The sequence below is a fragment of the Streptomyces sp. OR43 genome (assembly GCF_008042275.1).
Taxonomy (GTDB): domain Bacteria; phylum Actinomycetota; class Actinomycetes; order Streptomycetales; family Streptomycetaceae; genus Streptomyces.
This window is the reverse complement of record NZ_RDBK01000043.1, coordinates 4,322,515-4,334,996: the sequence shown is the minus strand read 5'-3', so window position 1 is coordinate 4,334,996 and position 12,482 is coordinate 4,322,515. Positions and strand designations below refer to the sequence as shown.

The 12,482-nt window shown below is 72.6% G+C and carries 10 protein-coding genes; 7 read left to right on the top strand and 3 right to left on the bottom strand.

Annotated features, from left to right (window positions below; all coding sequences use genetic code 11):
- Nucleotide 1 precedes the first annotated feature (1 nt).
- The 3 genes from EAO72_RS38585 to EAO72_RS38575 are packed head-to-tail and all read right to left on the bottom strand — an operon-like array spanning nt 2 to nt 2,423.
- On the bottom strand, nt 2-922 hold the full coding sequence (locus tag EAO72_RS38585) for an alpha/beta fold hydrolase (RefSeq protein WP_148021647.1): 921 nt from the start codon (nt 920-922) through the stop codon (nt 2-4).
- Nucleotides 923-945: 23 nt separating this feature from the next.
- The gene (locus EAO72_RS38580; RefSeq protein WP_148021646.1) at nt 946-2,193 is read right to left on the bottom strand and encodes a beta-ketoacyl-[acyl-carrier-protein] synthase family protein; all 1,248 of its coding nucleotides are present in this window, start codon (nt 2,191-2,193) and stop codon (nt 946-948) included.
- Nucleotides 2,190-2,423 carry an acyl carrier protein gene (locus tag EAO72_RS38575; RefSeq protein ID WP_148021645.1) on the bottom strand — a complete coding sequence of 78 codons (234 nt, stop codon included), beginning with the start codon at nt 2,421-2,423 and terminating at the stop codon, nt 2,190-2,192. The genes EAO72_RS38580 and EAO72_RS38575 overlap by 4 nt, the downstream gene beginning before the upstream one ends.
- 255 nt (nt 2,424-2,678) lie before the next feature.
- Between EAO72_RS38575 and EAO72_RS38570 the strand changes: the two genes are divergently transcribed.
- From EAO72_RS38570 to EAO72_RS38540, 7 genes are all read left to right on the top strand, one after another.
- On the top strand, nt 2,679-3,407 hold the full coding sequence (locus EAO72_RS38570) for a nitroreductase family protein (RefSeq protein WP_148021644.1): 729 nt from the start codon (nt 2,679-2,681) through the stop codon (nt 3,405-3,407).
- A 216-nt stretch (nt 3,408-3,623) separates the two neighbouring features.
- A complete protein-coding gene (locus EAO72_RS38565; protein ID WP_148021643.1) occupies nt 3,624-5,177 on the top strand; it encodes a peptidoglycan-binding protein in 1,554 nt (517 codons plus the stop codon).
- 245 nt (nt 5,178-5,422) lie between these two features.
- Complete coding sequence (locus tag EAO72_RS38560) at nt 5,423-6,859, top strand: MFS transporter (RefSeq protein WP_148021642.1); 1,437 nt, start codon at nt 5,423-5,425, stop codon at nt 6,857-6,859.
- An 82-nt stretch (nt 6,860-6,941) separates the two neighbouring features.
- A complete protein-coding gene (locus tag EAO72_RS38555) occupies nt 6,942-8,486 on the top strand; it encodes an FGGY family carbohydrate kinase (RefSeq protein WP_148021641.1) in 1,545 nt (514 codons plus the stop codon).
- Nucleotides 8,487-8,564: 78 nt separating this feature from the next.
- A complete protein-coding gene (locus EAO72_RS38550; RefSeq protein ID WP_148021640.1) occupies nt 8,565-10,238 on the top strand; it encodes a glycerol-3-phosphate dehydrogenase/oxidase in 1,674 nt (557 codons plus the stop codon).
- A complete protein-coding gene (locus tag EAO72_RS38545) occupies nt 10,235-11,788 on the top strand; it encodes an FAD-binding oxidoreductase (RefSeq protein WP_148021639.1) in 1,554 nt (517 codons plus the stop codon). Before EAO72_RS38550 ends, EAO72_RS38545 begins: the two co-directional genes overlap by 4 nt.
- Before the next feature lie 28 nt (nt 11,789-11,816).
- The gene (locus tag EAO72_RS38540; RefSeq protein WP_148021638.1) at nt 11,817-12,476 is read left to right on the top strand and encodes a glycerol-3-phosphate responsive antiterminator; all 660 of its coding nucleotides are present in this window, start codon (nt 11,817-11,819) and stop codon (nt 12,474-12,476) included.
- The last annotated feature ends 6 nt before the right edge of the window (nt 12,477-12,482 follow it).

Sequence of the window (12,482 nt, the reverse complement as noted above, 5' to 3'; positions counted from 1 at the left end):
GTCAGCTGCCCGGCCGCGGCAGGACCGGACCTGCCGCGCCCGTCCGCGGGCGCGGCAGCGAGGGCAGCGGCCGCAGTGCGGGCGCGGCCTCCAGCGGACGGTCGGTGAAGAAGCGGGCCACGAGGTCCGCCACGTCGTCGGGCCGTTCCAGCACGACCCAGTGGTCCGAGTCGCCGATCGTCAGGAAGCGGCTGCCCTCGATCGTCTCCGCGAAGGCGCGCTGCCGTTCGGGAGAGGTCACGGTGTCGTGCTCGCCCGCGAAGACGAGCGCGGGCACCCCGCACAACCCGCCGGAGAAGTCGGGCCGGTGCCCCAGCGCCCGGCGCAATGACCGCGCGGCGTGCGGGGAATGGGTGAGCGCGTGCACGAACGACCGCCGGACGTAGCGCCGGGCGAGCTCCCCGCGGTGGACCGTTCGCCGCGGGTCCTGGCACATCAGCGCCTCGGTGGTCAGGGTCGCGAGCCCTTCCGTGTCCCCCTCCTCCAGCCGCTCGACGGCCCCGCCCCACTGGGCACGCTGGGCCTCGCTGATGTGCGCCGGTACGCCGCCGAGGGCCAGGCGGGCGATCCGGCCGGGGTTCCGCCGGGCGCAGCCGAACGCGATCGCCGCACCGTAGGAGAAGCCGAAGAGGTTCACCCGGGCGGCGCCCAGGTCGTCGATGATGCCCGCGACGGCGTCGTACAGGAGGTCGTCGCCGGTGCCGGGCGGCAGCGGGTCGGCGCCGCCCATGCCCGGCAGGTCGGCGGTGACGACCCGGGCGTGCGGGCCGAGGTGCTCGTCCATCTGCGGCCAGCCGTACATGCCCTGGAGCGCGCCGCCGAGGACGACGACCGGCTCGGTGCGGGGCGAGGGCTGGGCGAGGACGCGGTAGCTGTAGCGCAGCCCGTGCACCGCCAGGTGCCGGATGATCTCGTCGGGCATGGTCATCGGTCCTTTGTCCGTCTTCAGGCCCGGGTGAGGACGAGTGCGGCGTTGTGCCCGCCGAAGCCGAGCGAGGTCTTGACGGCCGCGTCGAAGGCGCCGGCCCTGGCCTCCTTGCTCACCACCTCGATGGGGATCTCCGGATCGGGGGCGTCGAGGTTGACCGTGGGCGGCACGAGCTGGTGCTGGAGGGCGAGCACGGTCAGCGCGGTCTCGATGCCGCCCGCGGCGCCGAGGGTGTGGCCGGTCATCGCCTTGGTCGACGTGACGAGGGGGTGTTCGCCCAGGACCCGGCGCAGCATGGTCGCCTCGATCAGGTCGTTGGCCACGGTCGAGGTGCCGTGGGCGTTGACATGGCCGATGTCGGCGCCGGTCAGTCCGGCGTCGGCGAGTGCGGTGCGCAGGGCCCGTTCGATGCCGCGCCCGTCGGGGTCGGGGGCGACGGGCGAGTACGCGTCGCTGGAGGCGCCGTAGCCGGCGATGTGGGCGCGGACGGTGGCGCCGCGGGCGGCGGCGTGTTCGGGGCGTTCCAGTACGAGGAGGCCGGCGCCCTCGCCAACGACGAAGCCGTCGCGGTGGGTGTCGAAGGGCCGGCAGGCGGCCTCGGGGTCGTCGCGCCGGGTGGAGACGGCCTTCAGCCGGCAGGCGCTGGCGATCAGCAGCCGGGAGCAGACGGATTCGGCGCCGCCCGCGACGACGATGTCGCAGGCGCCGGTGCGCAGCATCTGGTGGGCGGTGCCGATGGCGACGGTGCCTGAGGAGCAGGCGGTGGAGACGGCCTGGCTCGGGCCGTGGGCGCCGAGGTCGGTGGCGACGCTGCTGGCGGCGCCGTTGACGACGGTGAGCGGGGCCAGCTTCGGCGAGACGCGGCGGGCGCCGCGCTCGGTGAGGGCGGTGTGCTGCTCGTCGTAGAAGGGCAGTCCGCCGTGGGCGGAGCCGATGACGACGGCGACACGGCCGCTGTCCCAGACCGAGGGGTCGAGCCCGGCGTCGGCCACGGCCTCGCGGGCGGCGATGACGGCGAGCTGCGAGAAGCGGTCCATGAGCCGCTGGGCGGCGACGCCGAGCAGGGCCTTCGTGTCGAGACCCGTAATGGTGTACATGAAGTCGCAGGGCAGGTCGTGGAGTTCGGGCCGGTGCGGGACCGAGGGCGCGTCGTTGGCCTCGGACACCCCGCGCCAGGCGGCGGCGGTGCCCACGCCGGCCGCGGTGACCAGGCCGATGCCGGTGACGGCGGCGGAGAACGGCTCGGGCCGGTAGCCGGCCGTCATGCCGCGGCCTTGCTGTGCACGGCGTCGACGAGTTGGCCGACGGTGTCGCGCGAGGTCAGCTGGACGTCGTCGAGGTCGACGCCCATCCGGTCCTCGATGAGGAGCCGCAGTTCCTCCAGGGCCAGGGAATCCAACCTGAGCTGACGGAGCGACGTCTCGGGCCGGATCGCCACCGGGTCGGTTCCGAAGTTCGCCACCAGCAAGGTGCTGATCTCGTCTGCCGTGCTCATGGGGCACTCCTCCGCTGTCGTACGCGGTGACGCCTTGCCGCGTGGGGTGTGCGTGCCATCGGGGGACGCCGGCTGGTCCGGAGGAACCTTTTATACGCCCTGCCGACGGCGGGTCCGGTCCGCGTTCCCCCGTGCGGTGGGGGGCTGTCCAGGTGTGCGAATCCGCCGTGCCGGCGGGCCGGCGCCGCGCGGGCCCTTCACGGGCCGGCCAACGGGCCTCCTCATGGCCGGGATTCGCCCGTAAACTCCGCGATCATGACGATCGAAACGACTCAGCCGGCCGGAACGGCCGAGGCCGAGGCCCTGTTCTCCACGATGTCCACGATGCGCGCGATGCGCCGGCTCAAGCCGGAACCCGTCCCGGAGGAGACGCTGGATCAGCTCATACAGGCCGCCGTCTGGGGCCCCAGCGGCGGGAACATGCAGTGTTACGAGTACGTGGTCGTGACCGACCGCGAGGTGATGGCCCGTCTGGCCCCGCTGTGGAAGCGGTGCGTGGACGCCTATCTGGCGACGACCGGGAAGTACGCGCCGAAGGGCATGGACGACGCGGCGTACGGCCGGATGGTCGCCGCGATCGAGTACCAGCGCGACCACTTCGCCGACACACCGGCGCTGATCATGCCCTGCTACCGGTTCCCGGAGCCCCGGATGGAGGAGGAGGGCCTGGCCGCCTACGCGCAGGCGCTCGGCCCGGCGGGGGTCGAGCACATGATGAGCACGCAGACCCGCTTCCAGGCACTCGCCGAGGGCTCCTGCGTGTACCCGGGCGTCCAGAACGTCCTGCTCGCCGCCCGGGCGCTCGGGCTCGCGGCGAACATCACCATCTGGCACCTGATGCTGGAGCAGGAGTGGAAGGAGGCGCTCGGCATTCCCGAGGACATGCAGACCTTCGCGGCCATTCCCGTCGGATGGCCGCAGGGCAACTTCGGGCCGATCAGGCGCCGCCCGGTGGCCGACGTCGTCCACCGCGACCGCTGGTAGGACCAGCCGTCCGGACCACGCCCCGGCGGCGGGGTCCGGACGGCGCCCGCCCTGCTCGCGGGGCGCTCAACTCCATTGGGATGAAAGGGAGTTCGACACGCTGCATATGTTTGTCATGCCCTTGGCAGGTGGATAGCCTGAGCGGGCTTCGCGGCCGTCGGTCCATGCCCGCCCGGACCCGGCGCCGTTCTTCTCCCCCACAGAGCAGGAGCAGGTATGCCCACACGCGCCGCCGCCCACACCAAGGCCCGCGCCACCGTGCTCGCGACCCTCACCGCCACCGTCCTGGCCGCCACCGGCACCCCGGCCCTTGCCTCGACGGACACCGGACGCCCCATGAACCGGGCGTTCGAGCGGGCCGCCGAGACATACGACGTACCCCGCGATCTGCTCGCCGCCGTCGGTTACGGCGAGACCCGGCTCGACGGCCACTCCGGGCGCCCCAGCCAGGCGAACGGCTTCGGGGTCATGCACCTGGTCAGCAACCCCGCCCACCGGACCCTGGAGCAGGCCGCCGGCCTCACCGGGAAGCCGCCGGCCGAGCTCCGCGGCGACACCCCGGCCAACATCCTGGGCGGCGCCGCCGTACTGCGCGGGTACGCGGACACGCTCGGGCTCGACGCCGGGGACCGCGACGACCTCGGCGCCTGGTACCCGGCCGTCGCCCGGTACAGCGGCGCCGACGGGCCGGCCGCCGCCCTCTACGCCGACACGGTCTACACCTTCCTGGCCGACGGACTCGACACCGTCACCCCGGACGGCGAGCGCGTCTCGGTGACGGGCCGTCCGGTCTCCCCGGACAAGGACGGCCTCACCGCCACGGACACGAGCGTCCGGAGCGCCGACTACCCGTCCGCCCTGTGGGTGCCGGCCAACGCGAGCAACTTCGCTCCCGGCCGCTCGGCGGCCGTCGACAAGGTGGTCATCCATGTCACGCAGGGCTCGTACGCGGGGACGATCAGCTGGTTCCAGGACCCGGTGTCCGAGGTGAGCTCCCACTACGTGGTGCGCTCGTCGGACGGCCAGATCACCCAGATGGTGCGCGACAGCGACACGGCGTACCACGCGCGGAGCGCCAACGCCTCGTCGCTCGGTATCGAGCACGAGGGCTTCGTCGACGACCCGTCCTGGTTCACGGACTCGATGTACCGGTCCTCGGCCGCCCTGACCGCCTACCTGTGCGACCGGTACGGCATCCCGAAGGACCGCGCGCACATCATGGGGCACGTCGACGTGCCGGGCAACGACCACACCGACCCCGGACCGTACTGGGACTGGACCCGCTACATGGAGCTGGTCGGCGGGAGCGACGACGGCGGTACCGGCGCCGACGGGGTGAGCTTCACGGCGTACGCGACGCAGCGCAGCGGTTCGACGGGGGCCCAGGTACGGGCCGTGCAGACGCTGCTGAACGCGCAGAAGTACCCGGTGGGCGAGGTGGACGGCAGCTTCGGCCCGGACACGGAGGGTGCGGTGAAGAAGTTCCAGACCGCGCGCGGTCTGGACCCGGACGGGGTGGTGGGGGCGAAGACCTGGACCGCACTGCTGGCCGCGGGCGCCACGCCCGAGATCGCGGAAGGCGCCTCGGGCGACACCGTCAAGCGGCTCCAGCGCGCACTGACCGCGGCGCTCGGCTCGACGGTCGGCATCGACGGGAGTTTCGGCCCGGGAACGGCGACCGCGGTGCGGAGCTATCAGACGAGCCGGGGCCTGAAGGCCGACGGCATCGTGGGGCCGGGTACCTGGGGAGCGCTCCAGGCCGGCCGCTGACGGCCGGCCCCCGGGGCAGCGGGCCGGCCCCGGGGGCTCTTCGTCACGTTTGGGTAACCTGCCGGAAACCCTTGACGTTTCTCCTGACGCCTTCCTAACCTCCTCGTGTAGTCGCACTTCACGTGCTGCGGCGCTTTCCGCAGTGTTTTGACAGGCACAGACATAGACCACCTGTCGGTGGTTTCGTCATGCCTGTTTTTTTGTGCTCCCCGTGCCGCCGATGGGTCTTCCTCGAAGGCGGATTCATGGCACAACGTCCGAGCGTCAAAGGCGTCGCCGACGTCGTTGCGCTCATCGATGGGCTGGGAAAGATCACCGGCCGGGCGCAAGTCATCTGGTTCCTCGTGTTCGGCGGGCTGTTCCTCGACGCCTACTCGAACGCGGCGCTGAGCGCCGGTCTGGGACCGATGACGTCCCAGATGGAGCTGACCAGCACGCAGGTCTCGATCCTCACGGCCACCGCTCCGGCCCTGGCGATCATCTTCAACCCGGTCGGCGGCTGGCTCGCCACCCGCATCGGCCGGGTCCCCCCGCTGCTCATCGCCAAGGTCTTCGCCATCGCGGGCGCCCTGCTCGCCGCGTTCGCCGGTGACTTCACGGTCGTCTGGCTGGGCCGCGTCCTGGTGGGCGTCGCGTACGGCATCGACTTCGCCGTCGCCATGGCGCTGCTGGCCGAGTACACCCCGGCCAAGCTCGGCGGCCGGCTGAACCTCTGGCAGGCCGTCTGGTACGTCGCCACCACCAGCAACCTCGCGCTCGCCCTCGTCTTCTTCAACCTGGACGTCGGCTCGGACATCTGGCGCTGGTCGGTCGGTTCGGCCGCCGTCGTCGCCGGCGCGCTGCTCGTGGGCCAGTGGCTGATGCTCAGGGAGAGCCCTGCCTGGCTGGCGAGCAAGGGCCGCCTGGACGAGTCCGTCCTGAACCTGGACCGGATCTACGGCATCAAGGCCGTCGCCGGGAAGCCCGACGAGGCGACCCGCGCCGCGACGGCCGCGCCCGCCATCGGCTTCCGCCAGGCCGGACTGCTCTTCAAGGGCGAGTACCTGCCGCGCACGATCCTCTCCTCGGTCATCTCGCTCGGGCAGTCGATGCAGTACTTCGCGGTCGGCTGGTACCTCCCGCTGATCAGTCTGACGATCTTCGGCGAGAGCTTCGAGAAGGCCACGATCGGCTCGATGGTGTTCAACGCCTTCGGTATCGCGGGCGGGCTGCTGTCCGCGTACTTCGGCCGCCGACTCGGGCTGCGGCTCAGCTCCGCCGCCGGTTTCGCCGGGGTGTTCGTCGCGCTGATCGCGATGGGGCTGACCTTCGAGAAGGTCCCGACGGCCGTGGCGTTCCTGCTGCCGGTGCTGTTCATCCTCTGCCACTCCGCCGGTCCCGGCGCCAACGGCAAGTCCATCGCGGCGCTCTCGTACAGCAGCGATGTGCGGGCGCTCGGCACGGGGGTCACCGGGATGGTCGGCAGCTTCGGCAGTGTCGCGGGGCTGTACCTCTTCCCGCAGATCAAGGAGTCGCTCGGCCTCGCCGACACCTTCCTGGTGCTCTCCGTCGTCCCGCTGCTCGGCATGATCACCTGTCTGGCCATCAAGTGGGACCCGATGAAGGCCGCTTCGCCCGACGAGGCCGCGGCGCAGCGGGCCACGGGCGCGGCGGAACACGCGGAGTCCGTCACCGCGCGCTGACCGTCCGCCGCTCCTGCCGCACCCCACGATGGTCCCTCTCCCCCTCCGTACAGCTCGCGATGCTCGCAATGAAAGGGCCGCAATGACGCAGACGCTCCCCGGCGCCGCTCCCCGGCGCGGTGTGCTGGCCATCGACGAGGGCACCACCGGCACCCGGGCCGGAGTCGTCCTCGACTCCGGCGCGGCGCACGAGGTGTTCTACCGCTCGATCGAGGTCAGCCATCCGGACGACCTCTCGGTCGAGCAGGATCCGATGGAGATCTGGACCGCCACGCTCGACGTGGCGCGCCGGGCCGTCGGCGCCGCCCGGGCGGACGGCATCGCCGTCACCGCCGTCGCGCTCTCCACCCAGCGGGCCACCGCGATGCTCTGGGACCGGGTCACCGGGCAGCCGCTGCTGCCCGCCGTGGTGTGGCAGGACCGGCGGTACGCCGCAGAGCTCACCGCGTACGAGGCGCGGTGGGACGCCGTTCTCACCGCCCGTCAGGGCCGTCCGGTCGGCGCCCGCGCACCGTTCCTCTGGGCCGCCCGGCAGATCGCCGCGCATCCGGAGGCGGCCGCCGCCCACCGCGAGGGCCGGCTGCTGTTCGGTACCGTCGACACCTGGCTGATCTGGCGCCTGACCGGCGGCGCCGTGCACGCCACCACCCCGACCAACGCCGCGTCCAGCGGGGGTTACCTGCTGGAGCGGCACGCCTGGGACGAGGAGTGGATCAGCCATCTCGGCTTCCCCCTCGACCTGCTGCCCGAACTCCGCTCGGACGACGCCGGATTCGGCACGACCGACCCGGCCGCCCTCGGCATCGCCGTCCCGCTGGCCGCTTCCATGGGCGACCAGCACGCCGCACTGATCGCGCTCGGCGGCCTCGCCGCCGGGCAGGGCATGTGCATGTACGGGACCGGCGCGTTCGTCGACGCGGCGACCGGCACCACGCCCGCCCTGCCCCGGCCGGACATCTCCGGGGTGCTCGCCCAGCCCGGCCGGCGGCAGGGCGACATCAGCCACTACAGCCTGGAGGCCTACACCTCCACGGCGGGTTCGGCGCTGCGCTGGCTCTGCGACGACCTGGGCCTGTTCGCCTCGCCGAAGGAGCTCGGCGAGGAGGCCGGCCGGGTCCCCACCCGGCCGGGCCGCACCCCGCGCTTCGTCCCGGCGCTCGCGGGGGTCCGCACACCGGTCTGGCACCCGGAGGCCACTGCCGCCCTCACCGGGCTCACCCTCGCCACCACCCGCGCCGATCTGGCCCGGGCCGTGCTCGACGGGATCGCGCACTCCGTGTGCGACCTCGTCGACGGGGTCGCCGGCACGATGGGCGCCCCGTTCACCCGGCTCCGGGTGGGCGGCGGTGTCGCGGGCAGCGACCCCCTCATGCGGATCCAGGCCGACCTGACCGGGCTGCCGCTGGAACGCGTCGCCGACTCGGCGACCGCCAGTCTGCGCGGGACCGCCTATCTGGCCGGGGTCGCCCAGGGCCTGTGGGGCTCGCTCGAAGAGGTCGTCGAGGCGCAGCCGCGCGGCCAGGTCTTCGAACCCGCCACCGGTGCGGACGAACGCGCCGAACAGCGGGCCGCCTGGCGCGAGGTGCTGACCGGCCACCTCAAGGACCCCGCTCACACCCCCCACTGACGGCCCCTCACCGTCAGCAGGCGGCGGCCGGACACCCGACCACGCGGCCGCCGCACCGAACCACCAGGAGTTGATGTTGTGATCACCATGCCCGCCCGGAAACCGCGGCGCAGCGCCGCGGCGACCCGCCGCACGCCCCTGCTGCTCGACCGCGCCGCGGCCAAGCGGCAGCTGGCCGACGACACGTACGACGTCCTCGTCATCGGCGGCGGCATCACCGGGGCGTACGCCGTGCTGGACGCCGCCTCGCGCGGGCTGCGCGCGGCGCTGGTCGAGAAGGACGACTTCGCCTCGGGCACGTCGTCGAAGTCCTCGAAGATGGTGCACGGGGGGCTGCGCTACATCGAGCAGGGCAACGTCAACCTCGTACGCCACTCGCTCCTGGAGCGGCACCGCTTCCGCAAGAACGCCCCGCACCTGGTGCACCGGCTGCCGTTCCTCTTCCCGATCCTGGAGAAGGAGGGCATCTTCGACGCGCGCCTGGCCAAGGGCTTCGAGGGGCTGCTGTGGACGTACGACCTGGTCGGCGGCTGGCGGATCGGCAAGCTCCACCAGCGGCTGACCGTCCCGGAGGTCCTCGCGCAGGCGCCGACGCTGCGCGCGGAGAACCTCCAGGGCGGGCTGATGTACTTCGACGCCCGTACCGACGACGCCCGTCTCGTCCTGACCATCGTGCGTACCGCCGCGGCGCTCGGCGCGACCGTCCTCAACGGGGCGAAGGCCGAGGGCCTGCTGATGCGCGCGGGCAAGGTCGCCGGGGCCCGGGTCGAGGTGGACGGTGACAGCGTCGACATCCGGGCGCGGGCGGTCGTCAACGCCACCGGCGTGTGGACCGACGAGCTGGACGCGAAGGCCGTCGACGGCCACCGGCCGCAGGTCCGCCCCGCCAAGGGCGTGCACATCGTGGTGCCGTGGGACAAGGTACGGATCAACTGCACGGTCACCGTGCCGATCCCCGGCCGGGCCCGCCGCGCGACGTGCACCCGCTGGGGCAACAGCGTCGTGCTGGGCACCACGGACGAGGACTACCAGGGCTCCCCCGACGACGTGCACTGCACGCGCCAGGAGATGGACTTCCTGCTGGAGGGCGCCAACACCGCCTTCGAGGGCAAGCTCACCCCGGACGACGTGGTCGGCTCCATCGGCGGGCTGCGTCCCCTGGTCGGCGGCAAGGAGGGCGCGACGCTCGACATGCGGCGCGACCACCACATCAGCATCGGCCGCACCGGCATGGTCACGGTGACCGGCGGCAAGCTCACCACCAGCCGGCACATGGGCGAGCTCGTGATCGACAAGGTGATGACCGTCCTCGGCCGCAAGGCGAAGAGCCGCACCACGGACCTTCCGCTGCTCGGCGGCGCCGGTTACGACGCCGAGGCCGTGGCCGCCTCCGGCGGCATCGCCGCGCACCTGGGCGAGCGCTTCGGCACCGAGGCGCGTTTCGTCGGCGACCTGATCCAGGAGGACCCGGCGCTGGCGGAGCCCGTCGTCACGGGACTCCCCTACACGAAGGCCGAGGTCGTCTACGCGGCCCGGGCCGAGCTGGCCCGCTCGGTCGACGACGTCCTCTCCCGACGGCTGCGCGCCCGGCTCTTCGCCCGCGACGCCTCCGCCGACGCGGCGGGCGCGGTCGGCGCGATCCTCGGCCGCGAACTGAACCTCACGGAGGCCGAGGTGGAGCGTTCCGTCTCCGACTACCTCGCGGCCGTCCGTCACGAAAAGTCCGTACTCCTCGAAGGGGCAGCAGCATGATCAGCCGTCAGACCATCACCCACCCGTTCAACCGGGGCAACTACACGATCGGCGCGCCCAGTTTCGCCAAGTGGGCGCGGAACACCCCCATCGGCGACGGCGAGGCCGCGCTCCAGAACAACCCGGTCGAGGTCCCCGGGTCCGTGGTCGAGGCGCTGCGCGACGTCGCGCACGCCGTGCACGTGGAGCGCGACGAGGTCGTCACCCGGACCCGTGACTGGTGGGCCGGTTCGATGATCGGCGAGACCGAGGGCCGTCCCGCGACGCCGGACGCCGTGATCGTCGAGGCGGCCGACGCGGACCAGATCGCCGCCGTGCTGCGGATCTGCCACGCGGCGGGCATCCCGGTCACCCCGTCCGCTGGCCGCTCCAACGTCACGGGGGCGGCGCTGCCCGTCTTCGGCGGGGTCGTCCTGGACGTGTGCGGGCTGAACCGGATCACCGGCTTCGACGCCGAGTCGAACGTGGTGGACGTCCAGGCCGGTATGTTCGGCGACCTCTTCGAGAAGCAGCTCCAGGAGGAGTACGGCGTCACGACGGGCCACTGGCCGTCCGCGTTCGCCGTCTCCACGGTCGGCGGCTGGATCGCCTGCCGCGGCGCCGGCCAGCTCTCCACGCGCTACGGCAAGATCGAGGACATGGTCGTGGGCGTGGACGTGATCCACGCGGACGGCACCCGCGCCACTTACGGCGACTACGCCCGCGCGGCGGTCGGCCCGGACCTGCGCCAGCTGTTCATCGGCTCCGAGGGCACCCTCGGCGTCATCGTCGGCGCCCGGCTGCGCGTCCACCCGCTGCCCGAGTACGCGAACGCCGTCGCCTTCGGCTTCGAGACCTTCGCCGAGGGCCTGGACGCGTGCCGCAAGATCATGCAGCGCGGCGCGACCCCGGCCGTCCTGCGGCTGTACGACACCCTGGAGTCGGGCACGCACTTCGGCCACCCGGAGACCAACCTCCTGCTGATCGCCGACGAGGGCGACCCGGCGATCGTGGACGCCTCGATCAAGGTGGCGGCCGAGGTCTGCTCGGAGTACGGCCCCGAGCTGGACTCCAAGGCGGTCTTCGAGCGCTGGCTGGACGAGCGGATGATCGTCGGCAAGTCCGCGGACGGCTTCACGCCGGGTCCGGGCTTCGTCGCCGACACCCTGGAGATGGCCGCTTCCTGGGCCGGCCTCCCGGTCATCTACGACGAGGTGGTCGCCGCGATCCAGGCGGTGCCCGGCACCCTGGCAGCGTCCGCCCACCAGTCGCACGCGTACACCGACGGTGCCTGCGTGTACTTCTCGCTGCGCGGCGACGTGGCGCCCGAGGCGCGGCGCGACTGGTACCGCTCGGTGTGGGACGCGGCGAACGCCGTCCTGATCAGGCACGCGGCGGCGCTCAGCCACCACCACGGCTGCGGACTGCTGCGCGGCCCCTACCTGCAGGAATCGCTGGGCGCGGGCTTCGCGACGTTCGTCGCGGTGAAGGCAGCCCTGGACCCGGCCGGCATTCTCAACCCTGGCAAACTGGGCCTTCCCAGCCGATTCGGTACGTCTCCGCTGAACTGACCCAGCCCTCTTCCAGGCAGGCTTTGCCATGACCCCTTCCCCGTCCCGGTCCGGTGTCCCGCTCGATCCGCGGCTCACCTCGGCGWWCGCCGAGGTGCCCGTGATCGCGTCGGTCGTCGGCACCCAGCCGCTGCGGCAGTTCCTGACCGCACCGGCCAGGGTGTGCATCCTCGCGTCGTTCGCCGTGGGGCAGCTGCCCCAGGTCGTGCCGGCGCTGGGCCGGGCGGGGAAGCTCGTGTTCGTGAACGTGGACAGCAGCCCCGGTCTGGCTCAGGACCGGGGCGCGCTGGAGTTCATCAAGAACATGGGCGCGCACGGCGTGGTCAGCACCCGGCTCTCGCTCATAGAGAAGGGCCGGCCGCTCGGCCTGCTGACGATGATGAAGGTGTTCGTCACCGACCGGTCCAATCTGCGCCGCTCCACGGACGCGATCTCGCGCGGGGCGCCGGACCTGGTCGAGATCATGCCCGCCCCGATCATCGCCCGGATGAGCGCGCAGGCCCAGCGCGCGATGTCCCCGTCGGTGGCCGCGGGCTTCGTGGAGTGCCCCGCGGACGTGGCGCTCGCGCTGGCCCTCGGGTCGGCCGCGGCCGCCACGTCCGACCCCCGCCTCTGGCATCTGCGCCGCGACCAGCTGCCGCCGGTCCCGCCGGCCGCACTCAAGAGGCCCGTCCCACCCCAGGAGTAGTACCAC